We start from the raw sequence: 25,023 nt of genomic DNA, 5'->3' as shown, positions 1-25,023 counted from the left end.
ACGGCTCAGGCGAGAGGCGGACAGGCTGCGCCACCGAGGCGAGCGCGGCAGTGCCGTGGTGGAGTTCGTCGTCCTGGGCGTGCTGATGCTGGTGCCGCTCATCTACCTCGTCATGACGATGGCGCGCCTCCAGGCCGGGGCGTACGCAGCGTCGACGGCTGCTCGCGAGGCCGGCCGCGGCTACGTCACAGCGACCTCGCAGGAGGCTGCCGAGCCGCGCGCCCTGGCTGCGGCGCGAATCGCCTTCGAGGACCAAGGTTTCGACGAGGGGGAGGGAGCGTTGTCGATGGACTGTGACGGCGATCCGTGCCTGCGGCCCGATGGACGGATCGAGGTGGTCGCGACGGTGACGGTGCCGTTGCCGTTCGTCCCGGCGTTCGCACGCGACGTCGTCCCCCTCGAGGTCCCGGTCTCGGCCAGCCATGTCGCGGTGGTCGACCGCTTCCGGACCCGTCCGTGAGCAGCGTCGACATCCGTCGCGCCCTCGCCCGCCGTGGCGAACAGGGTCAGGTCAGCATCCTCATCCTCGGCTACACCGTCGTGGCGATTCTGCTCGTCGTCGGCACGATCGCCGTCACCTCGGCCCAGCTGTCCCGGATACGCCTGCTCGATGCCGCCGACGGGGCCGCCCTCGACGCCGCGGACTCCCTCGACCTCGGCGCCTACCAGGACGGCATCGGCACGGCGGTTCCCGTCAGCGACGCCACGGTGGCTGCCACGGCGGAGCAGTACCTCGCGGCGCGGCCGCGCCCGGTCGGGATGAGCTCCTGGGGGGTGACGAGGGGCACCGGCAGCCCGGACGGTCGGACGGCAGTGGTCCGGCTGACGGGGGAGGCGGACCTGCCCCTGGTGGGCGGGTTGCTCGACGCTTTGGGGGGTTCGGTGACCATCACCGTCGAGTCCCGGGCCCGGTCGGTCGTCCGGTAGGGCGGGAGGGGAGGGCAGGGGTGAGACGCCGCTACGTCACTGATCGCGGAGCGCGATCAGTGACGTAGCGGCGTCGAAAGGGTGGACCGGGACTGGGCGGTGTCGAGGTCGGCGGCGGCCTGCTCGAAGATTGCCTCACCCCAAGCGTGACGATCCGCGACACCGGCGCCGCGCGTCCACGGGCGACGGCCGTCCGGAATGACGGTGTTTGTGGCGGCGCTGATGGCGGTTCTGTGACAGGCCGTTGACCGCGGCGCCTCCCCGCTGGTTACCTGCAAACAGCACCATTGGCTTGCATTCGCTGGGGATTGGCTGCGAGGGGGAACCTGCGGCCGACCACTTTTCCGGGCGCCCTGACGGGCCGTCCTTCGTCGTGCCCGCACCCGCTCAGGGAGGTATGCCGTGTCGCTGTGGGACGAGCTCCCCGCCGGCGCGCAGAGCTCCGGTGCCCTCGACCAGGTCAGACCGCTCCTGCAGGGGCTGAACGCCACCGACGACGGCCTGCAGACCGACGAGGACGGGACCTGGCACGCCTACACCGCCAGCGGCACGTGGCCCACGCCCATCACCCTCGATCCGGGCTCCGGAGGGTTCGGCAACGGCGGCACCACGAGCACGACCCCCATCGAGTTCCCCGACCCCACGGTCAGCGTCGAGCTCGCCCTGCACCAGTCGGGTGGTGTCGGCGACGGCGGCTGGCGGGTGACCCTGGGCGTGCCGATCGTCCTGGTACGACTGCCGTTCCTGCGTGGCGCCGAGCTGGACGGTCAGGGCCAACTGCGGGCCAACGGCATGCCCGTCACCTTCACCCTCCCCGCCCTGCGGATCCGGGCCAAGCAGCTGAGCGGCCAGTCGGCAGGCGTCGAGCTGCTGTCCGCCGAGACCGGCGGCACGCCGGTCGACCACATCTACGAGTTCATCTCGATGAACCCGCCCCACGCCCTGGTCGGTCCGTCGGACGTCGTCGGCTTCGCCTTCCGGACAGCGGTGCTCGACCTCTCCGGCACCGCCGGCCCCGGGGTGCCGGCCGAAGCGCGCGCGATGCCCGCCGACTGGCAGGGCTTCTGGCTCCCCGAGGCCCGCCTCTTCGTCGCCCCGACCGGGCTCCAGGGTGTCGCGGTGAGCGCGGGTGTGCGCGACCTGTGGATCGGCCTCGGCGTCCACGCGGGCGTCACCGGGATCTTCGAGGCGGAGGTGGTCAACCGCGGCGGGACCCCGACCATGACGGTGAGCTTCCGCACCGCCTCGGGGGAGTGGATCGGCGACCCCGGCACGGGCGCCGCACAGGTGCCGGAGCACGCGACCCTCTTCGTCGACACCGCCGGCGGTCTGGCTCCCATCACCGTCAGCATCGACGTCGACGGCACGGTCACGACCGACGACCGCGTCGAGGTCACCGTCCCCGCGACGGGCAGCCTGTCCATCACGGTCACCGCGACCGACAGTGCAGGGAAGCCGACCACGCGCACCTTCAGCGCGGTGCGGCGCACGGACCCGAGCGGCACCGGTGGCAGCTCGACGGTCACGGTGACGCCGACCAACGCCCGGCCGCACGCCATACGGGAGGTGCCGGGGGCGGGGACCGCCACGATGGTGCGGCTGACCACCGACCCGCCGGTGCCGGCGAACTGGACCTGGGCGGGTGGCTCGGTGGGGCCGTCCGTGACCGCGGACGTCCCCGTCGCGGCGGGGGTCCGTGTGGACGTGACCGCGACGCTCCCGGCGACGCAGCCGCAGGTGATCGACGCGTACTACCTGTTCGCGAAGCCGGATCCCTTCAACCCGACCATCACCGGGGCGCTGCACACGTGGGCGAGCAACTCCGACAACGTGCGCACGGGGCAGGCGTCGACCCGCGACAACGCCGGAGGGTCCGCCCCACTGACCCAGGCCCTCACGCCGGCGGTCATCGCCCAGATCGGTGCCGGCACAGCCCTCACCGTCACGGGGTATGCGTCATGGGAGGGGACCCAGCACGACACCCCCGCGGACGCGGACTACAACCGCAAGCTCAGCGAGCGCCGCCGCGACGTGATGGTGGACCTGTTGCGCAGCAAGGGTTTCACGAACGTCACGGCCGGGAGTGCGGACGGGTTCACCCTCGCGAAGTCGCAGACGACGTCGGTCGAGGGGACCACGCCGCCACCCGCGGCGGGCAGCGGCGCGTGGTGGCGTGCAAGGGCCATCACGGCAGGGAACGGTGAGGAGACCATCACCGCGAGGGTCGAGCGCGTCGTCACGCCGCCGCCGCGCGAGGTGGACCGTACCCCGCCCACCGGTGGCCGGCCGGACTGCTTCCGCAAGATCGGGGTTCGGGTCGAGCTCCTGCGCAGCACCTTCATCCGGGCCGAGGTGTACGGCGAGTTCGACATCGAGACCGCCGCGGAGACCGCCCTGCGCCAGCACGGACAGCAACAGCTGCGCCAGGGCACACGCAACGCCAGCGACGGCATCTGCACGTTCCTCGTCCGGCTGCGCATCGCCGAGGACCGCGACTCGTGGCTGGTCAGCGCCGAGTTCAGGGCGGCGGAGGCGGACCTCGACGGCCTCGCCCAGATGGACCTCGCCCACTCCAACCCCAACGCCCTCAACGTCCTCGGCGCCCTGAGCATCCTCGCGCCGCTCAGCTCCGCCGCAGCCGAGCTGAGCCCGGCCGCCGGCGCGCTCGTGTCGCTCGGGAGCATCGCCCTCGGTGCGAGCAGCCTGATCAACACCCAGAAGATCATCCTGCGCGGCGGCGAGCTCGTCGTCAGCCAGGGGGTCATCGCCCCCGACGGCTCGGCGACCGTCGACCCGGGCGGCACGACGGTGAGCATCCTGCTCGACATCGAGGTCACCTTCACGTTCGACTTGACGATCGTCCGGGTCAACCCGGAGCACCCGGTGACCACGCGCTACAAGGCGATCGGTGTCCGCTCGTCGTGGAACACCGCCCCCAACCCGTCGAACCCGGGCCACGTCGACTACCTGCCGGTCCCGGTGTTCGACCCCAGCAAGGGCTACAGCCTCGACATCCCAGCAGGCGCCCTCACCGCCACCCCGCCGCTCGACGAGCTGCTGCGGGTCCTGGGCTTCCGCGTCAGCCGCGACAACCCGACCTACATGGAGGTGGAGGTCGGGCTCGGCCTGGACCTCGGCATCGTCACCGTCGAGACGGTCCGGATCAGGGCGCGGCTCGACGGTCCTTTCGAGCTCAGCCTCACCAAGCTCGCCGCCTCGATCGACGTGCCGGGGACGTTGCACGGCAGGGGATCCCTGGAGTTCACGCCACTCGGGTTCAAGGGCTACTTCGACCTCACCGTCACGCCCATCAACCTGCGTGCCAGCGCCGTCCTCGCCGTCGAGACCCGCGACGGCGTCACCGGGGTGCTCATCGGGGCCGAGGTCGAGCTCCCCGTCCCGCTGCTGCTCGGCAACTCCGGCCTGGGCATCTACGGCTTCCTCGGCGGTGTGGGGATCAACTACGCACGCAACGAGGCCCCGTATGCCGCGCGGCCGGTGCCCGCCCTCGACTGGCTGCAGGCGCAGCTCGAGCGGGGCACGGTCATGCACCCCGACGGATGGACCGTCACCCCCGGCGGGTACGCGTTCGCGGCGGGCATGCTGCTCGGCACCGTGGACGGCGGGTTCGTCGTCAACCTCAAGGGCATCGTCCTCATCGAGGTGCCCGGCCCTCGCCTGCTGCTGGTCATGAAGGCCGACGTCCTCAAGCTGCCGCCGGTGCTCAAGGACTCCACGCAGAGCGCGACGTTCCTCGCCGTCCTCGACATCGACTTCGGCCGCGGCACGATCACCCTCGGCATCGTCGCCGCCTACGAGATCAAGAGCCTGCTCAAGATCCGCGTCCCGGTCACGGCGTTCTTCGACACCCGCAACCCCCAGAACTGGCTCGTCGACCTCGGCTCCTACGAGGACCGCGTGACGATCGAGGTGCTCGACGTCATCACCGGCAGCGGCTACCTCATGGTGCACGGCAACGGCATCACCATCCCCGTGCTGCCGCCCGTGACCGGCGGGATGGCCATCGCCACGGGGTTCCACATCAGCTGCGTCCTCATGGGCAGCAAGGCGGTGGGGCTCTACCTCGAGGTCGCCGGCGGCTTCGACGCGATCCTCGGGTTCGACCCGTTCTTCCTCGCCGGCAAGATCTACGTCCGGGGCGAGCTGCGGCTGTTCATCATCAGCATCGGGGCCAGCGCGGAGCTCGACGTGCTCGTCGGCCGCACGACCCCGAGCAGCCCCGACGTCACCTACGTCCACGGCGAGGTCTGCGGCGAGGTCGACTTCTTCTTCTTCAGCGTCAAGGGCTGCGTGTCACTCACCATCGGCTCCCAGCCCAGCGAGACCCTGACGCCGCCACCCCTCGTGGCGGGGGTGAGCCTGGTGTCGAGGTCGCCCGCCCTCGTCGAGGGCACCGGTGGCGAACGTGCCATCGACGGCAAGCTGGCGGACGCCCTCGGGGACGGTGTCGCGGGCACGCCGCCCACGGTGCCGCTCGACGCCATACCGGTCGTGCTCTTCAACACCGCGCCCTCGGTGGGTGGGCCGGTGCTGGGAGGTGCGCCGCTCGGCAACAGCGGGGCGCGGCCCTGGGTGCGGCTCGGGGACCGCTGGTGGACCTACCAGGTCACGTCGGTCACGCTCACCGGCGACCTCCAACCGGCCGCTCCCGCGGGCAAGACCCCGAGCTCGTGGTGGAAGCAGACCTCGCCGGCGGATCCGTCGTCCGGTCCGGCGCTGGCCCTGCTCAACTGGCTGCCGACGCCGTTCAGCCGCGCACTGCCGTACGGCGAGGCCCTGACCACGAGCGTCACCGACCGGTGGGGGACGGTGTGCAACCCGGCGGCGCCACCCGCCCCCGTGCTCTGGACGTTCGACGGGAAGGCGCCCGGACCGAGCACCGTCGGGTGGCACCTCACCGGCATCCCCTGGCCCGACCCGCCCGACACGCTGCGCACCCGGCCGGTGCACGCCGACTGCGACGTCACCGAGGCGTGGCGCACGGGCGACCCGGCCATCGACGTCCTGCAGGGCACCAACCCGGCCGTGGTCGTCGGTGACGCCGTCCGCTGCTGCGAGAAGCAGCCGGGTCGTCCCCAGCCGAACCCGCTCAAGGGCTGGGTCGCCACCGCCGGCGCGACGTTCTCGCACCGGGCCGCCGCCACCGACGAGCGCGCCTGGGGCGAGGTCGCCGCGGCGCTGGCAGGCGGAGCGAGCCTCGCCGACGTGCAGGCCACCCGGCTCGGCCAGGGCTGGGACCCGGCGCTGGGTCTGGCCGTCGGGGTGGCCGGCCCGCAGGCAGCCGGCGTGGCAGTGGGTCGGGCGGCGTCCGTCGGGCTCGGCTGCGAGGGACGCATCCTCAGGTCACCGGTGCTCGACTCCGACGAGCCGGCACCCCGCGGCACCGAGTCGGACATGGAGCGGGTCAAGCGGGCGTGGGACCGGTTGAAGTTTCAGCCGAGCGACCTGCGCGACGTCCTGCGGGTCACCCCGGGCGGAGGGGCGGGCGACCTGACCATGCTGCTGCTCGTCCCCGAGGAGGTCTTCATGGACCGCCTCGTCGTCCGGTGGCTCGACGCCAAGGGCCAGGTCCTCGACCAGCGCGGCCTGGGCTCCGACGACCGGGTCGACACCGACAACCCGCTGCCCGGCACCTGGATGGACGGCGACGGGCCGTGGGCCGACCCGATCTGCCGGGCCGGCCAGGTCGCCGCCCGCACGGCGGCACGGGCCACCTGGCCGCAGACCCTGCTGCTGGTCGGCTCGCGTGACCTGAAGGAGGTCGCCACCATCGAGATCGGTTGGGACACAGGGCGGTTCCCGAAGGACCAGCAGCCGCCCGCCTTCCACCTCGTCGCGATGACGGGGGTCGTGACCAGCGAGGCATCCCGCTGGGAGTGGGACAGCTCCGTGGTCTCCAGCGAGCAGGAGGCCATCTCGACCGCGCTGGCCCAGGACCCCGACGACCACGCGCTGCTCATACCGGGCCGCTCGTACACCGTGACGGTCGACTGGAAGGCGGCGTCGGTGAAGCAGGACGCCGAGCCCACGGTGGCCCCGACCTGGGACGGGGGGCACAGCGACAGCTTCCGGTTCGCCGCCGACGGGGCGGACGAGTCGCCGACGGACCTCTCGCCGTGGCTGCTGGCGACGGCGCCGGGCATGGACGACGTCGGCGTCCTGTGCGCCGAGCCGATCCGCATCGCCCTGGCCACCCAGAACGTCACGGCCCTCTTCGACGCCTACGGCAAGGAGCTGCGGGTCATCGTCCTGGCCGCTTCGGGCAAGCACCCGGTGCCGCCGGGAGGCGGGGCCCCGGGGAGCGCGTTCACCGTGCCCCTCGAGGTCGACGGCGTCCACCTCAAGAAGGCCCTCGGGCTGTCCGTCACGACACCGTGGGAGGAGGCGGTCGTCGAGGTGCTCAGCCAGGGGCAGCAGTGCATCGACGTCTCGGGTGAGCGGACCCACCACGACGTCCTCGAGCTGCCCTACGACCTGGAACCCCTCACCGACTACCTCATCGACATCCACGCCGTCCCGAAGGGCGCACCCGCCAGCGCGCGGGCCCTCGTGCACCGGATCGGCTTCACCACCAGCGCCTTCGGCACGGTCGCCCAGCTGGCCGGACTTCTCCGGGAGGAGCGCTGGCGCCATACCGTGGTCCCCGCGATCGGACCCCTCACGGCCCTGCCGGACGCACCCACCGGCGACCAGCTCGACTCCGCGTTCCAGGCCGCGGGGCTCACCGTCCCGCAGACCCCCGGCGCGCCGGTCGTGCAGGTCCTCTGGTCGACCGACGCCGTCCCCGCCCCGCTGGCCGTCGTCGTCGAGTGCAGCGAGACCCTGTGGCGCAACAGGCTCATGCCGACCCAGGTCCAGGGACCGGTCGACTCGGTCGACCCCACGCACCACTGGTGGGCTGCGCGACCGACCGACTGGTTGTCCCTGCAGGCGAGCACCGCTGCGGCACCGGCGGGTTCGCTGCCCGCCGCCGGGATCACGCGCATCATCCGTGGGCCCGGTCTGGGGCGGGCGGTCGTCCTCCTCGGCGCCGGTGCGCGCGGCACGCGGGTGGCCCTCGACCTCGTGGTCGCCGCCGATGCCCTGGCCAACGCCCCCGAGTCCCGGGCGGTCGCCGTCGACGTCCCGCTCCAACGCGCACCCTGGGAGGAGGAGCTCTGATGGCACGCAGGTCCGACTCGTCGCTGTTCCGCGCCAAGGCCGTCCGACTGCCCTGGGCGACCCTCGCCGCTCGGCAGCGCGCGCTCCTGCGCCGGCTCGACCACCTCGAGGCCGGGACGCATGCGGCGTTCGACGACCGCCGGCTTCAGCTGCGCTCCATGGACATCCACCTCAGCTGGGCGTGCGGTCCGGGCCTCGGGGTGCCCCGCAGCGCGTTCACCGTCTGGACGCGCAGTCCGAAGGACGCGCCGAAGCGCACCAAGGCGTTCGTGTCGTCCGACCGCATCCCCCTCGTCCTCTGGGGGCCCGTCGAGGCCGGCTGCGTGCAGGTCACCTGCCGCCCGGTCGACCCCGGCCAGCCGGTCGCCGTGCTGCTGTTCCGCACCGGTGACGACCCCGACCACGTCGTGGCGGCCGGCTCGCTGCAGCCGTCGAGCGCCGACCCCCTCACCATCGTCGTCCGCACGTCCGGGGCGACGTACGCCAAGGTCGTCAACGGCACCGACATCCGCGTCGCCATCGACCCGCTCGAGCGGATCGTCGACGACGACGGGTGGAAGGAGCTCGAGTACGTCGGGCTGCCGGTGGACCAGCCGCTGGCCGGGTTCGAGTACGACACCTCCGACCAGGGGCCCGTCGACCGCCTCATGCCCCCGGTCGACGCGGCCGTCCACCGGCTGCTGCGCGGCGGCCCACCCCTGGGCTGGGCCCCGGTCACCGAGTCCGGCCGGGCCGCGCCGCCTTGGCAGGCCCCCGACCCCAAGCTGCTGGTCGAGGAGGTGCGGCGCGACCTGTTCCCCGAGCTGCCCGCCCTCTACGACCCGGGGGTGCGCGAGTACCAGCAGTTCGCCGTCACCAGTCCCCGGGCCGTCGACCCGCCGCAGCAGGACGGGCGGACGTCGTCGCTCGGCACGACCGCCGACACCGGCCCCTGGCCGATGCTCATGCTGCCGGCCCTGAGCGACCCCTTCCTCAACCTGGCCACCGGGTTCGGCGCGAGCTACACGATGGAGAAGATGGACGACCTGCAGGTGGCGGTGGGCCGTTGCGACTTCCTCGTCACGGCGAAGTACTCCCGGCTGGCACCGCCGGAGCGCGGGGGAGGGGAGTTCGCGGCCTACGCCCCTGCTCCAGAACCGCACCTCCTCGTCCCCACGCCCACGGGGCTCACCTCGGAACGCGCCGGCCTGGTCGGCCCGGTCGTTCCCGACGCGCCGTGGCGCGAGTCCGTGCGGCTCAGCTGGGACCGTGTGCCCAAGGCCGCCGCGACGTCACCGGTGACCGAGTCGGCGCTGGCGAGGTTCGACCTGATGACCGCCGGACCAGCGGTGTCACTGCTGCCGCGACGCGACGCGGGTGGCGACCGGCCGCTGCTCGTCACCCCCGACGGCCCTGAGGGCGAGGCGGGCAACAACCGCATCGCGCTCGTCGACGGGGGACAGGAGATCCCCATCGGCAGCGGTGGCCGCCACCTCGGGTACGCCGTCGCGGTGAGCGACCTGCACGGGCTCTGGTCGCCGTGGCAGGACGTGGCGTGGAACGGGGACGAGCCCGCACCCCAGCCGACCCGCCTCATCTCCGTGGCCCTCGACACCCGGTGGACCGGGTCGTCGTCGTGCCCCGGCACGCTCAAGGCGGAGGTCGCCGTCGAGTGGGAGGAGCGCACGCCCACCCAGGTCGACCTCGTGGCGATCTACTTCCCCATGGCCTCACCGACGGCCACGCCGCCCGCGGGCCTGTCCCCGGATGCCGTCACCCCGCCCGGGTGCTTCCGCCGGGACCTCGGGTTCACGTTCGCCGGCGACACCCCGGTCCCGTCGGGCTGCACCGTCCGACCGCTGTCCGCCGACGGCACCGAGACCGCCGTGCCCGGCCCGGCCCAGGGCGACGGCGGTCGCCGCTACGCCGTGGTCGCCGACGTGCCGACGCTGGACTTCTCCGGCACCGGACGCTGGGGGGTGCAGGTCTGGACCCGGCGCCAGCTCCTCGTCGGCGCCAGCCCTACCCCCTGGGCGCCCGGGGAACCCCACCCCGCCCGCACCAGCGCCGCCAGCCCCGTCCCGGTCGTCCCCCTCCCGCCGCCACCGCTGCCCGGCGTGCCCCTCGGCAGCACCCTCGACGCGCAGGGCTGCAGCCACGTGCGGGTCGCGTGGTCGCTGCCCGGTGGGGCCGACGTGCGTACCTGCATCGTCTGGGAGGTCAACGAGACGTCCCTGCGCCAGCGGGCCGGGCTCGCGCCGAAGGCGCCCGACTCGACCGTCCCCGGCCAGCGGCTGGTCGACCTGCGCAGCGCGTACGACGCGATGACCCCGACCCAGCGCCGCGCCGCCTTCCGCAGGTTCCAGGAGGTCGACGGGGCCGTGCGCACCTACGACGCCACCCTGCCCAAGGGGTCCACCGACATCCACCTCTTCGTCGTCACCACGATGACGAAGTCCGGGGTGGAGAGCCCGTGGCCGGACTCCGGAACGCCCCACGAGCACCTCCAGGCCGTCATGGCGCCACGGCTGCGCCGGCCGTCACCTCCGCTCGCGCGCCCGTCCGTCGCCCTGGACGGCACCGTCACGATCCGTCTGTATGCCGCGAGCGACATCGCGGTGCAACGGTTCAGGCTCCATCGCACCACCTCCGAGGAAGCGGCCCGTGACGTGTCGACGATGGGTCCGGCCTTCGCCGACGTGGTCGTCACCACGGTCCCGTCGCCCGCGGACGTCGACCCCGTGCTCGGCCAGCCGGTCTGGTCGGCCACCTGGACCGGCACCCTCCCGGCGCGGTGGGACCCGTGGCTGCTGCGATCGGTCGCCGTGCCCGTGGACACCGTGCCCGCGAAGGCGGAGCGGGGGCTGCCGTCCGCGGCCTCCGACGTGGTCGCCGTCACCGTCCCACCCGGTGCGCCCGAGCTCGAGCCGCTCACCGCCGAGGTGTGGGGAGGCGACCACCGGGGGGTCGTCGTGCGGTCCGCCACCTCGGCTCCGCCCCGCGTGCTGCCGGCCGGCGTGCACCGCCTCGACGGGTCGGCGGGCGCGGACGAGGTCGCTGCCGTCGCCCTGCCCGACGTCGCGCTCACCGCACTGACCACGCCACCACCCGCCGCCGCGACGACCCCGACGTTCGAGCAGGGCGCCAGGGTCGCGGGACGGACACCGCTCGCCCTGTGGTTCACCCGCCCGATCGCCGGCGACCCGGTCGACGTGCGGGTGCGGCTGGTCGACCCGCTCGGGCGCGAGCTCACCCGGGACCTCACCGTGCCGGGGTGGGTGGAGCCGCCCCCGGACGTCACGGTCTCGCTGGTCGACGTCTTCGCCATCGCCGGCCGCGGCGTGCACGTCGGCATCCGGACCGACGCCAGTGCCCGGCGGCGGCCCCCCTACGTCTTCGAGGTCGTCGCCTCCCAGCGCCTCGTCGGCCCCGTGGTGCTCCCCGACGGCCCCGTCCGCTTCCCCCGCGGCGCCGGTGGTGGCGCGGGTGGAGGCGGTGGCCTCCGTGGCGGGTTCCGTCGTGGGCTGCCGTTCCCGGTCGGGCCGTTCCCGCCGGTCGGTCCCTTCCTGCCGCGGGCGCGGACCCTGACCGGGACGTTCCCGTTCGACGAGATCCCGTGGGCCTCCGACGGGGTCCCGAGGAGCGGCGAGATCGTCGTCGTGCGCAACCGGCTCCGCCGTGGTCTCGGCGCTCCGCCCCCGTACGAGGCCTTCATCCCCCTCACCGGTGCCCTGTCCATCTCGGTCACCGTCGTCAGCCCCGAGGGACAGCGGGTCACGGCGACGGCGACCACGTGAGGTCGCGAGGTGGGTGACGAACCCACCTCGCGGCATACCGGCGTGTGGTCAGGGCCACCCGCCCGGGCGGTCCGACGCCCCGGTGGCCGGACTAGAGTGCCGGGTGAACCACACCAATGGCGCTGGAGGCTTGAACCATGTCTGACCGTCCCGTTTCCGTCATCGTCGCGGGGGCACGCACCCCGATGGGCCGCCTGCTGGGCTCGCTCAAGGGCTTCTCCGGGGCCGACCTCGGTGGCGTCGCCATCAAGGGGGCGCTCGACAAGTCCGGTGTCGCGCCGGAGCAGGTCGACTACGTGATCATGGGCCAGGTGCTGCAGGCCGGCGCGGGGCAGATCCCCGCCCGCCAGGCCGCCGCCAAGGCCGGCATCCCGATGGACGTCCCCGCCCTGACCGTCAACAAGGTCTGCCTCTCCGGCATCAACGCCATCGCCATGGCCGACCAGATGATCCGCGCCGGTGAGGTCGACATCGTCGTGGCCGGTGGCCAGGAGTCGATGACCAACGCCCCGCACCTGCTCGAGAAGTCCCGTGAGGGCTACAAGTACGGCGACGTGACGATGCGCGACCACATGGCCTTCGACGGCCTCTGGGACGCCTTCACCGACCAGGCGATGGGGCTGCTGACCGAGCAGGCCAACACCGGGTCGCAGGAGTTCACCCGCGAGCAGCAGGACGAGTTCTCGGCCCGCAGCCACCAGCTGGCCGCTCGCGCCTGGAAGGACGGCCTGTTCGACGACGAGGTCGTGCCGGTCTCGATCCCGCAGCGCAAGGGCGACCCGATCGAGTTCCGGTCCGACGAGGGCATCCGCGCCGACACGACGACCGACTCCTTGGGCAAGCTTCGCCCGGCGTTCTCCAAGGACGGCACCATCACCGCCGGCTCGGCGAGCCAGATCAGCGACGGCGCCGCCGCAGTGGTCGTTATGAGCAAGGCGAAGGCCGAGGAGCTCGGCCTCACCTGGCTGGCCGAGATCGGCGCCCACGGCATGGTCGCGGGTCCCGACTCGACCCTGCAGCAGCAGCCCGCCCGGGCCATCGCCAAGGCGTGCGAGCGCGAGGGCATCACGCCGTCCGACCTCGACCTGGTCGAGATCAACGAGGCCTTCGCGGCCGTCGGCCTCGCCTCGGCGAAGGAGCTCGGCATCGACCTCGACAAGGTCAACGTCAACGGCGGCGCGATCGCGCTCGGTCACCCCATCGGCATGTCCGGCGCTCGCATCGCCCTGCACCTGGCGCTGGAGCTCCAGCGCCGCGGTGGCGGCGTCGGTGCCGCAGCCCTCTGCGGCGGCGGTGGCCAGGGTGATGCGCTCATCGTCCGGGTCCCGAAGACCGCCTGACTCCCGACCCCCGAGACCCGAACCCTCGAGGCACGAACCCACCGACCGGAGGACCACCGCTTGGCTCCCCGCACCGTCGACGTCCCTGCCCTGGTCGAGTCGGCCAGGGCAGGCTCGCCTCGCGCCGTCGCGCGCCTGATCAGCCTCGTCGAGGACGCCCACCCGGCGCTGCGCGAGGTGATGGCAGCGCTCGCACCGCACAGCGGCTCGGCGCACATCATCGGCGTCACGGGCAGCCCCGGCGTGGGCAAGTCGACGTCGACGAACGCGCTCGTCGCGGCGTTCCGCGCCCGGGGCAAGCGGATCGGGGTGCTGGCGGTCGACCCGTCCTCACCGTTCTCCGGGGGAGCGCTGCTCGGCGACCGGATCCGCATGCAGGACCACGTCCTGGACCCCGAGGTCTACATCCGCTCGATGGCCAGCCGTGGACACCTCGGCGGTCTGTCCTGGACGACCCCTCAGGCCCTGCGCGTCCTCGACGCCGCCGGGTGCGACGTCATCATCGTCGAGACCGTCGGCGTCGGTCAGTCGGAGGTCGAGATCGCCGGCCTCGCCGACACCACGATCGTCCTGCTCGCCCCCGGCATGGGTGACGGCATCCAGGCCGCCAAGGCCGGCATCCTCGAGATCGGCGACCTGTTCGTCGTCAACAAGGCGGACCGCGACGGTGCCGACGCGACCGTCCGCGACATCCGGCACATGATCTCCCTCGGTGACCGCACGGAGCCGAACCTCTGGCGCCCCCCGGTCGTGAAGACCGTCGCGGCTCAGGGCCAGGGGATCGACGAGGTCATGGAGGCGCTCGACAAGCACGTCGCCTGGATGGAGGAGACCGGCACCCTGCGCGAGCGCCGGGTCCGTCGTGCCGGCGACGAGATCGAGGCCATCGCCCTCCAGCAGCTGCGCGCCAAGATGGGCGACCTGCGGCACGGCAGCGGGGTCGACCAGCTCGCTGCGCAGGTCGTGGACGGCGCCACCGACCCGTATGCCGCCGCCGACGAGGTCGTCGCCGCCCTGAGCTGAGCTGCGGACCACCCCCGCTGCCCGGCCGGATCCGTGCAGCGGGGTACCCAGGTGTGCTGGAGTGTCGAGGGGACGCCGCACGCCATAGGGTGATGGGCGACCCGACGAAAGGATCCCTGTGCAGCCCGAGGTCATCGCCGGACGCTACGAGGTCGTGCGCGCCATCGGCAGTGGCGGGATGGGCACGGTGTGGCTCTGTCTCGACACCGTCCTGGGCCGCGAGGTCGCCGTCAAGCGGGTCGGGGCCCTCCCGGGTGAGCCGGCTGCTGCGGCTCGCGCCATGCGCGAGGCCCGGATCGCCGCCTCTCTCAACGACGCGAACACCGTCGGGGTCTACGACATCGTCGACCAGGACGACGCGCACTGGCTGGTCATGGAGTTCGTCCACGGCCAAAGCCTCGCCGAGACGATCCGCGACGTGGGCGCACTGTCGCCGACCAGGGTCGCCACCATCGGGTCCGCCGTGGCCGGGGCACTGGCCCGAGCCCACGAGCGCGGGATCGTGCACCGCGACATCAAGCCCGGCAACATCCTCATGGACCAGGCCGGGACGCCCAAGATCAGCGACTTCGGGATCGCCCGGGCGCAGGCCGACGACCAGCTGACCCAGACCGGGTTCATGACCGGTACCCCCGGCTACCTCTCGCCCGAGCTGGCCCGTGGCGGCGACCCGACGTCGGCGTCCGACGTGTGGGCCCTCGGCGCGACGCTCTACTACGCGGTCGAGGGTCACCCGCCCTACGAGTCGCAGGCCAACCCCCTCGCGACCCTGCAGGCGATCGCCTCCGGGGAGGCACGGCCCATGGAGAAGGCCGGGCCTCTCGCCGGCGCCATCGCCGCGATGATGCACGCGGACCCAGCGCAGCGCTGGGACATGGACACCGCCTCCGAGCGGCTGAAGCGCATCGCCGCAGGGGACACGACCATGGCCCTGCCGGCGGGGACACCCCTCGGGGCCGTCGGCGCAGGGGCTGGCGGCGCTGCGCTCGGGGGCGCTGCCGCCACCGAGCTCATCCCCGAACCGGTCGGGTCGACGCAGCGCCTCCAGCCCGATCCCGTGCCGTACGACGACCCCTTGCCCCCCGGCCCCCCGGCCGGGTACGGCCCCGGGGACGGTGCGGACGATGGCGACGGCCGCAGGCGGCGCTCTCCTCTCGTACCGATCCTCGTGGCCCTCGCGGTGCTGGGCGTGGTGGCGCTCGCGTACCTCCTCACTCGCCCCAACGGCACCGGTTCCGACACGGCCACGACGCCGCCCGTCACCACGACCGCCCCCGCCGTGACCAAGACGCCCTCGAAGTCGACCAGCTCCAGCTCGTCGAGCACGAGCAGCACGAGCACCACCAGCAGCACGACGACGACGCAGACCCCGTCGACCACGACGACCACGACGACCAAGGCGCCCGACAACGAAGGGCTCGCCACGTTCATCAAGAGCTACTACGCCGACGTCACGAAGAAGAACAAGCGGGACCAGACCTTCGCCGAGCTGACCCCGGCCTACCAGAGCACGACCGGTGGGCGGGACGGTTACGAGACCTTCTGGTCGACGATCAAGTCGGTGGACGTGGGCCAGACCCAGGCGGACGCGTCCGTCGGCACGGTCATCGTTCAGCTGACCTTCCACAAGGAGGACGGCAGCGACTCGCAGGAGACGCACCGCATCACGGTGGAGCCCAAGGGCGACTCGTGGTTGATCAGCGGCGACGGCCAGGCCTGATGTCCGCGGCGGCCGCTACCGACGCGTCGCCGACGCCCGCGCGCGTCCGCCCCGCCCTGGTCCTGGCCGTGGCACCCGAACACCTGGCGACGGTCGACAGCGAGTTCTCGAGGTACGCCCGCGACTATGAGATCCGTTGTGCCGACAGCGTTTCCGGGGCGCGGGACGTGGTGGCGGCCGCGCTCGAGGAGGGGCAACCGGTGGCGCTGCTGGGCATCGGCTGGCACCTGCCCGGAGGCGGCAGCGAGCACGCGAGCGGCCTGGAGCTCATGGACGAGCTGCACGCCCTGCTGCCGACCGCCCGCCGCATCTGCCTCACCGCCCGGGGCGACTTCGGGTTGTCGCTGCCCAAGCTGCGCGAGGCCCTGCAGCAGGGGCGCATCGACACCTACCTGCTCGTGCCGCAGGGACCACGGGACGAGGAGTTCCACACCGCCGTCACGGAGTACCTGTCGGACTGGGGCTGGACGGCGTCCACGCCCGAGGTCGAGGGCGTCAAGATCGTCGACGGCGGCAACTCGGCCGAGGTAGCGCGGATCCGTGACTTCCTCGACCGGATGGGCATCCCGCACGGGGTCCACCGGCCCGACAGCGAGACCGGGCGTGCCGTCATCAGCGGCCTGCCCTCGGTGCAGAGCGGCGCGGCACCGGCGTTCCCCGTCGTGGCGTCCGGTGTCATCGGGGTGGGCGGCCAGGTGCTGGAGGGTGCCACCGCGCGTCAGGTCGCCCGCCTCGTCTACGGCTCACCCCAGGTGGTCGACACCGACGACGTCGCCGACCTCGTGGTCGTCGGCTCCGGTCCCGCGGGCCTCGCTGCCGCCGTCTACGGCGCGTCCGAGGGCCTCGACACGGTGGTGCTCGAGGAGGACGCCGTGGGCGGGCAGGCCGGCACCAGCTCGATGATCCGCAACTACCTCGGGTTCCCCCGGGGGATCTCCGGTATGCGGCTCGCGCAGCGGGCACGCTTCCAGGCCACCCGGTTCGGGGCACGGATCTACACCGGCCTCGCGGCCGAGTCCCTCACCCCGGCCTCGGCGCCGGGGGAGGCCCACACCATCGAGACCGAAGGTGGGCCGCTGCGGGCTCGTGCCGTCCTCGTGGCCACCGGCGTCCGGTACCGCCGGCTGGGCATCGAGTCCCTCGAGGAGCTCGTCGGGCTCGGCGTCTACTACGGCGCGGCCACCAGTGCCTCGCGCGAGATGGAGGGCAAGGAGGTGTTCGTCGTCGGTGGCGGCAACTCGGCCGGTCAGGCCGCGGTCCACCTCGCCCGCTACGCGCCCTCCGTCACCCTCCTCGTCCGTCGCGCCGACGTCGCCGCGACGATGTCCGACTACCTCGTGCGAGAGATTGCGGCCACCGCCCGGATCACGGTGCGGACAGCCACGCGGGTGACCGACGGGGGAGGTGACGGGCACCTGGAGTGGCTGGAGCTGACGGGGCCGCAGGGCCCGGCCCGGGTCGACGCCGACGGACTCTTCCTCCTGCTCGGGGCGGACCCCTGCGCCGACTGGCTGCCCGACGCCGTCGAGCGCGACGACCGCGGTTTCGTCTACACCGGCAGGGAGGTGCCCAAGCACCTGTGGACGGGAGGTCGGCCACCGGCCGCCCTGGAGACCACCGTCCCGGGGATCTTCGCCGCGGGCGACGTCCGGGCCGGCTCCATGAAGCGGGTCGCATCGGCCAGCGGTGAAGGGGCCGCCACGGTCGCCCTCGTGCACGCCCACCTCACCCCGCAGGAGACGCCGTGACCCCGCCCGCGCACGCCTGGGTCGCCCTCGAGCAGGACGAGGACGGCTACCCGCCCTTCGAGGCGGAACGGCTCGACGTCGAGGTGCGGCACGACGGTGCGTGCACCGTGCTGGCCGTGCCCGTGTTCACCAGCGGCATCGCCGTCGACGACATCGTCTCGGTCGCCCAGGTCGAGGACGACGACCGCTGGTGGGTCACGGGGGTCCTGCTCGCCTCCGGCCGAGGGACCGCCCGGATCGCCCCGTTGGGCTCGACGACGACCGCGCAGGTCGTGGCCGAGCTGGCGGCGCACGGGTGCGTGGCGACCGCCACCGAGCATGGACTGGTCACGGCGGACCTCCCTGCGGACGTCGACGGCGCTGCCCTCGCCGAGCTCCTCGACACCGGGAGCGCCTCGGGCCGCTGGCAGTTCGACCTGGGCGTCGAGCCCGGCTGAGCCGTGCTGTTCGCTGCCAAGCCGACCCTCACCGGGGAGCGGGTCGTGCTGCGGCCGTTCGAGGAGGGTGACCTCCCGGCGATGACCGAGGCGGTCGCCGACCCGGAGGTCGGTCGGCTCACGGGTTCGTTCCACACCACCGAGGAGACGGCGCAGCCGCCGGACCGGGAGCGGCTGCGCGAGTGGTACGCCACCCGGAACGCCCAGACCGACCGGCTCGACCTCGCGGTCGTCGACCGGGTGTCCGGGGAGTGCGTCGGCGAGGTCGTCCTCAACGAGTGGGAGGAGGCCGACGCGAGCGTGAACTTCCGGATCCTCATCGGTCCCCGGGGTCGTGATCGTGGCCTGGGCACCGAGGCCACGCGGCTCGTCCTGACCCACGCGTTCGAGGTGGCCGGCCTGCACCGGGTGTCCCTGGAGGTGTACGCGTTCAACCCCCGGGCGCAGCGCGTCTACGCCAGGGCCGGGTTCGTGCGGGAAGGGGTGCGCCGCGACGCGCTCCGGTTCGACGGGCAGTGGGTCGATGCGATCCTGATGTCGGTCCTCGAGGACGAGTGGCGTGAGCACCGGGGGCACCCGACCGGCTGACCCGAAAACCCGTTGTGGGGGCGGCGCCACGGGCCGACACTCGTTGCATGACCGCACCGAGCACCTCGCGCACCACGATCACGGCCGCCCACCCCGGTGCGGCCGGTGGTGGATTCGTCGTCCGGCCGCTGGCCGTCGACGACGACGCCGAGGTCGCGGCCGCGCACGTGGCGATGACGGCGTCGCGCAACCACGGCCGCCCGTGGGCGAAGCGGACGTCGTTGCGGGAGCTGCTCGTCGACCTGCGGTCGACGAGCACGATCGAGCGGCTCGAACCGTGGGTGGCACTGGTCGACGGCGAGGTCGCCGGTGTCGGGATGCAGTGGTTCCCGCTGCTCGACAACACCCGTTTCACCTGGGGTGAGGTCGACGTCCACCCCCGGTTGCGACGCCGAGGTGTCGGCGGTGCCCTCGTGGAGCGGATCGTCGACCGCACCCGCGAGGACGGGCGGACGACGGTGCTCATCGAGAGCCACGTGCCCGACGATGCGCGGGAGGACCACCCCCACGTGCGGTTCGCCCAGCAGCACGGATTCGCCCTGGCCAACACCGAGATCCGGCGGCTTCTCGACCTGCCGGTCGACCCGCCGAGGCTCGACCAGCTGGCCCGCGAGTCCGCGACCAGGCACCAGGGCTACCGAGTGGAGTCCTACGTCGGGCGCCTTCCGGAGGGGCTGCGGCAGTCCTACTGCGACTGCTGGAACCAGCTGGCCGTCGATGCCCCCACCGGGGACGTCGACTTCGAGGCCGAGTCGCTCTCCCCGGAGACCTACCTCGAGGAGCTCGACCGCATGACGCGGCAGGGGCGCACGACGATCCACACGGTCGCCACGACGCCGGCCGGCGAGGTGGTCGCGTACAACGACCTCGTCCTGTCGGCTGACGACCCCGACGAGGTGATGCAGTGGGGGACTCTGGTGCGCCGCGAGCACCGCGGTCACCGGCTCGGGATGGCGGTCAAGGTGCGCGGCCTGCAGGAGCTGGCGCGAGTCGCCCCCGCCTCGAAGCGGGTGCAGACCTGCAACGCGGAGCAGAACGCGCACATGGTGGGGGTCAACGAGGAGCTCGGCTTCCGACGCGTCGAGGCCGTGCTGGCCTACCAGCGCCACGTCGGAGGCTGACGCCCGCTGCACCGGAGGCGGGCGTCCGTGGGGGCGCGGGACCGGGTCGGGGAGGAGGACCTGGTCCCGCGGCATACGGTGGGGGCATGCTCGTCGCCTTCTCCGTCGCCCCGTCCGTCGCCGCCGACTCCACCGGCTCGGTGAGTGAGGCCGTCGCGGCCGCGGTCGCCGTCGTCCGCGCCTCCGGCCTCCCGCACCGCACCGACTCGATGTTCACGACCATCGAGGGGGAGTGGGACGAGTGCCTGGCCGTCGTCAAGGGCGCGGTGGACGCCGTCGCCGCCTACGGGCCGAGGGTCTCCCTCGTCCTCAAGGCCGACATCCGCGACGGTTTCACGGGTGAGCTGACGGCGAAGCTCGACCGCCTCGAGGCCGCCATCGACGCGCAGGAGTAGGTGCGGCGTCCGGCGCCCCACGCCGTGAATCGTTGCCGGAATGTGCCCTTCCGGCGCACGTTCTCACCCTAAGGTCGTCCGGGAGGCGCCGAGGATGAGTCGGCGCCCGCTGGCGCGGGGAGGCGAGGGGACATGTGGGCAGCGATCAGGTATCGCCGCGCCCAGGCTGTCGTCCTCGTCCTGCTGTCCACCCTCGTCACCGCCTGCGCGGTGTTCGCGCCCCTCTACGAGCGGGCCCTCGAGCAGTCCCTGCTGCGTTCGGCCGTCGACGGTGCGCCGGTGGCGGACACCGCCCTGGTGGCTCGCGGCGGGCGTTCGGCGATCAACCCGGACCTGAGACCAGCTGGTCTGGCCGCCGCCGTCCCGGCGCAGGTGCAGGCCCTCTACTCGGCACCGATCGGCCAGATGTCCGACGTCATCAACATCGTGCCGCGAACCGGGCTCAAGGCGTCGCCGGGGCGCATGGTCGCCCGTTCCGACATCTGCGCCCACCTCACCCTCACGATGGGGAGGTGCCCGGCGGCCGCCGACGAGGTCCTCGTGTCGGCCAAGGACCAGAAGGCCTGGAACTGGCAGCTGGGCCAGCGCTTCACCACGACCGTGCCCGGGCCGGACACCAACGTCTATCCGCGCCCGCCGGACGCCCAGGCGAAGCTCGAGGTCGTCGGCGCCTACGAGGTGAAGCCCGACCCTAGGTACTGGCTCCGCACGACGCTCGACGGCAAGTCCGGCACCCTGCTCGTCGTCGGCACCGAACCCGTCCCGGCGATCGACGACTTCGTGACCACCGAGGACACGTTCGACCAGGCGTGGGGGCAGGTGACGTCGACCCTGAGCTTCCCCCTGCGTCGCGAGCTGCTGTCCGTGGACAACCTCGACGAGGTGACCGGTGTGATCGGTGCCCGGGCGAGCACCTCGAGCCAGGGTGGTGCCCTCGTCGAGAGCGAGCTGCCGCTGGTCATCCAGGCCGTCTCCGGCGGACAGAAGCAGCTGCGTGTCATCGTCCCCCTCCTCATGGCCCAGCTGGCCCTGCTCGCCGGGGCGATCCTGCTGCTCGTGGGGCAGGCGGCCGTCGAGCAGCGCCGACCCGAGGCCGCACTCGCCCGCCTCCGCGGGCGCAGCCGCGAGGGCGCGGGGAGACTCGTCATGGCCGAGCTCGGCCTCACGGTCTCCTTGGGCCTGCCCCTCGGGTTCGGCCTCGCGGTGGCCCTGTCGGAGGTCGTCCGGCGAACCCTCCTGGCGCCCGGGGTGCCGTTCGAGGTGCCGGTCCTGTCCGTGGCGGCCCTGGCCGCGTCCGCGGTCGTGTGCGCCCTCGCGATCGTCGTCGCAGTGCGTCCCCTGCAGCGGCAGGCGATCTCGTCGCTGCTGCGGCGGGTGTCCCCCAGCCGGGCGGGTGCGTTCGCGGTGGTCGACATCCTGGCCGTGGCACTGGCAGTCTTCGGCATCGTGGGGCTGGCCACCCGCACCCTGACCGGACCGCTGGCCCTGCTCACGCCGACGCTCGTCGCTCTCGCCGGTGGCCTCGTGGTCTCGCGGCTCGCCGTCCCGGTGGCCCGTTCCACCGGCCGGACCAGCCTGTCGCGGGGACGGATCGGCCCGGCGCTGACGGCCTTCGGGCTCCAGCGTCGTCCGGCCATGCGCAAGGTGGTCACCGTGGTCAGCGTGGCCGTCGCGCTGACCGTGTTCGCCGCGAACGCCGTGGTGGTGGCCAACCGCAACTGGACGGCTCGCGCCCAGCTCCAGACCGGGGCCCCGCTCGTCCTCGAGACCGACAGCGTGAACCCCACGACGCTGGCCAGGGCCGCCCGCGCCATCGACCCGTCGGGGGACCGCGTGACCCCGGTGGCCGTCATCAGGCAGACCGCCGCCGGGTCGACCCCCACCATCGCGGTGGACGCGGAGCATTTCGCGTCCGTGGCCTACACCCCAGCCGGCCAGGACCTGCGGCTGGCGGCCCTGAAGCCGCCGCCGGTCGACACCGTCATCCTCAAGGGACAGCGGATCACGGGAACCGTGACCTGGAGGCTGGGCTCCGAGTCGGACGTCCTCTCCGGACCGTCGCCGGCCAGCCCCGCCGACCTCGCACCCGTGGAGATGCGCCTGCTGGTCACCGGGCCCGACGGCACCGCGCTGATCCGCCAGGTGACCACCTTCCCCGCCAACGGGAGCGGCAGCCGGCAGCTGTCGACGCCCCTGCTCTGCCCCGAGACGTGCCGGCTCGCCGGCATCGACTTCCGTCCCACTGACCCGGCAGCCAAGACCGTGTCCGGCACCGTCACCGTCCGTGGCCTCGGCATCGACGGCACGTCCATGGGGATCTCCTCAACGAACAGCTGGAACCCTTTCGCCCCCGTGGCGAGTGGCACGACGGACGCGCTGGACCTCACCAGCCCCTCGCCCGACACCATGGAGTTCCGCCTCCGCAGCACGGGGGTCGCCGTCGCCCGCACGTATGGCGACGTCCCCGCCAAGGTGCCCGGCCTCCTCGCCGGCGGGGTGCCGCCCGGGGGGACTGCGGCGGCGTTCACCGCCCCGAGCCTGACCGGTGCGCCGTTGTCGGTCTTCTCGGCACAACGGCCCGGCGCCCTCCCCGTGGTGGGAGCCCGTGGGGTGATGGTCGACTACGCGACCCTGCAACGGCTCGGCGGAACCCTCACCTCCGGTGGCACCCTGTCGGTCTGGCTGCGCGACCCCGGTCAGGCGGACGAGGTCCGAAAGGCCCTGCGCGACAACGGCATCGGAGTGCTGCGGACCAACACCTACGACGCGGCCAAGCAGCGCCTCGACACCTCGGGCTCCGGATGGGGTGTGCGGCTCGCGGTCTTCACCGGCCTGATGGCCGTCGTGCTCGCCGCCCTGGTCGTCATCGTCATGACGGTGACCGGTTGGCGGGTCGTGGCCCGGGACCTGGCTGCCCTCCACATGGCCGGCGTGCGGATGAGCGTCCTGCGGCGGGCCCTCGTGCGCGAACAGCTCGTCCTCGTCGGCGTCGGCACCGCCGTCGGCACGGTGTGCGGCGCCCTCTCGGCGCTGGTCGCGATGCCGCTGCTCCCGTTGTTCGACGACCCGTCGACCCCGGTCCCGGCGGTGCAGATCGCGCCGTCGGTGCTGGCCATCCTCGTGGCCACCGTCGCCTGCCTCCTCGTGCTGCTGCCCGTCGGGGCGGCTGCCGCGGTGGGCTGCGGTCGACGGATCGCGCTGCGCCGCATCAGGGAGTCCGTGTGAAGGCCGGTCTGGGCGTGAGCACCCGTGGCCTGGTGCACATCTACCGTGCCGAGGGCCACGACGTCGCGGCGCTGTCGGGGGTCGACCTCGTCGTCGACCCCGGCGAGGTCGTCGGGCTGCTCGGTCCCTCGGGCGCGGGCAAGTCGACGCTGCTCACGCTGTTCGGCGGCCTGATGCGCCCCAGCGCCGGGCGGGTCCGGGTGGGGGAGCACGAGCTGTCCACGATGACCGAGCCGGAGCTGGACCGCTTCCGTGCCGCCGACGTGGGGATCATCCTGCAGGGAGCTGTACGCAACCTGCTGCCCTACCTGACGGCCCGACAGAACGTGGAGTTCGCCCAGCGGTCAGCCGTGCGCGCCGGACGTGGGGTGCCGGCGGCCGGTGAGGTGCTCGAGCTCGTGGGGCTTGACCACGCCGCCACCGCACCGCTCGACTCGTTGCCCCCGGGCCAGTTGCAGCTCGCGGCGCTCGCCGTGTCGCTGGCCAGCCGGCCGGGCCTGCTGCTCGGCGACGAACCGACCAGCCAGCTGCACCACACCTCGCGCGACGTCGTCCTCGACGCCCTGCACCGGGTCAACGAGGAGTGGGGCACGACCATCGTCGTCGTCACCCACGACCCCGACGTGGCTGCGCGACTGCCGAGGACCGTCACCATCCGCGACGGTCGCGTCGGCAGCGAGGGTCGCGCCGGCGAGGAGTATGCCGTCGTGTCCGCCGACGGGTCCCTCCCGCTCCCGGCGGCGGCCGTCGACGCGTTCCCGCCGGGCGCCCTCGTGCGGGTGCACCACGTCGACGGGGTCTGGACCCTCATCCCCCAGGTCGGAGGTTCGTCCGATGACTGAGCGCCACTCGTGGGAGCCCGACGAGGAGCTCGAGACCCCGCCGCTCGTCGTGGACGCCGTCACCGTCCGGTACGGCGACACCGTCGCCGTCGACGCGGCCTCGTTCGACGCCTACGCAGGTGAGTTCATCGCGGTCACGGGTCACAGCGGTGCCGGCAAGTCCTCGCTGCTGTGGGCCATCGCCGGGGCGGTGCCCGCCGAGGGCGGGGTCCGGCTCGGCGACGACCTGGTCACCGACCGCTCCCAGGGGGCGTCGCTCGGCATCGAGGTGATCCCGCAGGGGAGCGCCCTTGCGGTCCTGCTCACGGCGCAGGAGAACCTCGAGCTGCCGCTCCTCGCGCGCGGGGTGTCCGCCGAGGACACCCGCCACCGGGTCCAGGCGGCCCTCGCGGCCGTGGGCCTCGAGGAGTCGGGCAGCCACCTCGCCGAGGAGCTGAGCGGTGGACAGCAGCAGCGCGTCGCGGTCGCTCGTGGCCTGGCCCTGCGGGGCCGTGTGCTGCTCGCCGACGAACCCACCTCGGAGCTCGACCACGACAACCGGGAGAAGGTCCTCGCGTTGCTGCGGGCGGAGGCGGAGCGCGGCGCGATCGTCGTCATGGCGACCCACGACCCGGAGGCCGCGGCGCAGGCCGACGGGGAGATCCGTCTCGATGACGGACACCTCGAGACGGTGCGCGTTCCCCGCAGCTAGCCTGCTGC

General features: G+C 73.1%; 15 protein-coding genes. All 15 read left to right on the top strand.

Annotated elements, in window-relative coordinates; genetic code table 11:
• Positions 1–58 precede the first annotated feature (58 nt).
• The gene (locus ACYVKF_RS00530) at positions 59–460 is read left to right on the top strand and encodes a pilus assembly protein (RefSeq protein WP_460964055.1); all 402 of its coding nucleotides are present in this window, start codon (positions 59–61) and stop codon (positions 458–460) included.
• Positions 457–927, top strand: a complete 471-nt coding sequence (locus ACYVKF_RS00525; RefSeq protein ID WP_460964053.1) for a pilus assembly protein TadG-related protein — start codon at positions 457–459, stop codon at positions 925–927. The genes ACYVKF_RS00530 and ACYVKF_RS00525 overlap by 4 nt, the downstream gene beginning before the upstream one ends.
• Positions 928–1,329: 402 nt before the next feature.
• The gene (locus ACYVKF_RS00520) at positions 1,330–8,109 is read left to right on the top strand and encodes a hypothetical protein (RefSeq protein ID WP_460964051.1); all 6,780 of its coding nucleotides are present in this window, start codon (positions 1,330–1,332) and stop codon (positions 8,107–8,109) included.
• Entirely contained in the window at positions 8,109–11,885 is a 3,777-nt protein-coding gene (locus ACYVKF_RS00515) for a hypothetical protein (RefSeq protein ID WP_460964049.1), read from the top strand. Before ACYVKF_RS00520 ends, ACYVKF_RS00515 begins: the two co-directional genes overlap by 1 nt.
• Before the next feature lie 137 nt (positions 11,886–12,022).
• Positions 12,023–13,225, top strand: a complete 1,203-nt coding sequence (locus ACYVKF_RS00510) for an acetyl-CoA C-acetyltransferase (RefSeq protein WP_460964047.1) — start codon at positions 12,023–12,025, stop codon at positions 13,223–13,225.
• Between the two features lie 60 nt (positions 13,226–13,285).
• Positions 13,286–14,248 carry a methylmalonyl Co-A mutase-associated GTPase MeaB gene (gene meaB / locus ACYVKF_RS00505; RefSeq protein WP_056916964.1) on the top strand — a complete coding sequence of 321 codons (963 nt, stop codon included), beginning with the start codon at positions 13,286–13,288 and terminating at the stop codon, positions 14,246–14,248.
• A 118-nt stretch (positions 14,249–14,366) separates the two neighbouring features.
• Positions 14,367–15,968, top strand: a complete 1,602-nt coding sequence (locus ACYVKF_RS00500; RefSeq protein WP_460964044.1) for a serine/threonine-protein kinase — start codon at positions 14,367–14,369, stop codon at positions 15,966–15,968.
• A 68-nt stretch (positions 15,969–16,036) separates the two neighbouring features.
• Positions 16,037–17,716 (top strand): NAD(P)/FAD-dependent oxidoreductase, encoded by a 1,680-nt coding sequence (locus ACYVKF_RS00495; protein WP_460964042.1) that lies wholly within the window; start codon positions 16,037–16,039, stop codon positions 17,714–17,716.
• Positions 17,713–18,153 carry a DUF4265 domain-containing protein gene (locus ACYVKF_RS00490; protein WP_460964040.1) on the top strand — a complete coding sequence of 147 codons (441 nt, stop codon included), beginning with the start codon at positions 17,713–17,715 and terminating at the stop codon, positions 18,151–18,153. The genes ACYVKF_RS00495 and ACYVKF_RS00490 overlap by 4 nt, the downstream gene beginning before the upstream one ends.
• Positions 18,154–18,156: 3 nt before the next feature.
• Entirely contained in the window at positions 18,157–18,741 is a 585-nt protein-coding gene (locus ACYVKF_RS00485; RefSeq protein ID WP_460964038.1) for a GNAT family N-acetyltransferase, read from the top strand.
• Between the two features lie 47 nt (positions 18,742–18,788).
• Entirely contained in the window at positions 18,789–19,862 is a 1,074-nt protein-coding gene (locus tag ACYVKF_RS00480) for a GNAT family N-acetyltransferase (RefSeq protein WP_460964036.1), read from the top strand.
• A gap of 86 nt (positions 19,863–19,948) precedes the next feature.
• Positions 19,949–20,257, top strand: a complete 309-nt coding sequence (locus ACYVKF_RS00475) for a thiamine-binding protein (protein WP_056916970.1) — start codon at positions 19,949–19,951, stop codon at positions 20,255–20,257.
• A 132-nt stretch (positions 20,258–20,389) separates the two neighbouring features.
• A complete protein-coding gene (locus ACYVKF_RS00470) occupies positions 20,390–23,482 on the top strand; it encodes an FtsX-like permease family protein (RefSeq protein WP_460964033.1) in 3,093 nt (1,030 codons plus the stop codon).
• Positions 23,479–24,324, top strand: coding sequence for an ABC transporter ATP-binding protein (locus tag ACYVKF_RS00465; protein WP_056918785.1), 846 nt, complete (start codon positions 23,479–23,481; stop codon positions 24,322–24,324). Before ACYVKF_RS00470 ends, ACYVKF_RS00465 begins: the two co-directional genes overlap by 4 nt.
• On the top strand, positions 24,317–25,015 hold the full coding sequence (locus ACYVKF_RS00460) for an ABC transporter ATP-binding protein (protein WP_460964031.1): 699 nt from the start codon (positions 24,317–24,319) through the stop codon (positions 25,013–25,015). The genes ACYVKF_RS00465 and ACYVKF_RS00460 overlap by 8 nt, the downstream gene beginning before the upstream one ends.
• Positions 25,016–25,023 lie beyond the last annotated feature (8 nt).

This window comes from Pedococcus soli, assembly GCF_054782575.1.
The sequence above is the reverse complement of the archived record's forward strand: the minus strand, read 5'-3'. Positions and strand labels throughout refer to the sequence as shown.

Bases quoted from the DNA above. Each gene is read 5' to 3' on its own strand.
- ACYVKF_RS00515 (WP_460964049.1), top strand. From the start codon at position 8,109: ATGGCACGCAGGTCCGACTCGTCGCTGTTCCGCGCCAAGGCCGTCCGA.
- ACYVKF_RS00510 (WP_460964047.1), top strand. From the start codon at position 12,023: ATGTCTGACCGTCCCGTTTCCGTCATCGTCGCGGGGGCACGCACCCCG.
- ACYVKF_RS00480 (WP_460964036.1), top strand. From the start codon at position 18,789: ATGACCGCACCGAGCACCTCGCGCACCACGATCACGGCCGCCCACCCC.
- ACYVKF_RS00475 (WP_056916970.1), top strand. From the start codon at position 19,949: ATGCTCGTCGCCTTCTCCGTCGCCCCGTCCGTCGCCGCCGACTCCACC.
- ACYVKF_RS00470 (WP_460964033.1), top strand. From the start codon at position 20,390: ATGTGGGCAGCGATCAGGTATCGCCGCGCCCAGGCTGTCGTCCTCGTC.
- ACYVKF_RS00460 (WP_460964031.1), top strand. From the start codon at position 24,317: ATGACTGAGCGCCACTCGTGGGAGCCCGACGAGGAGCTCGAGACCCCG.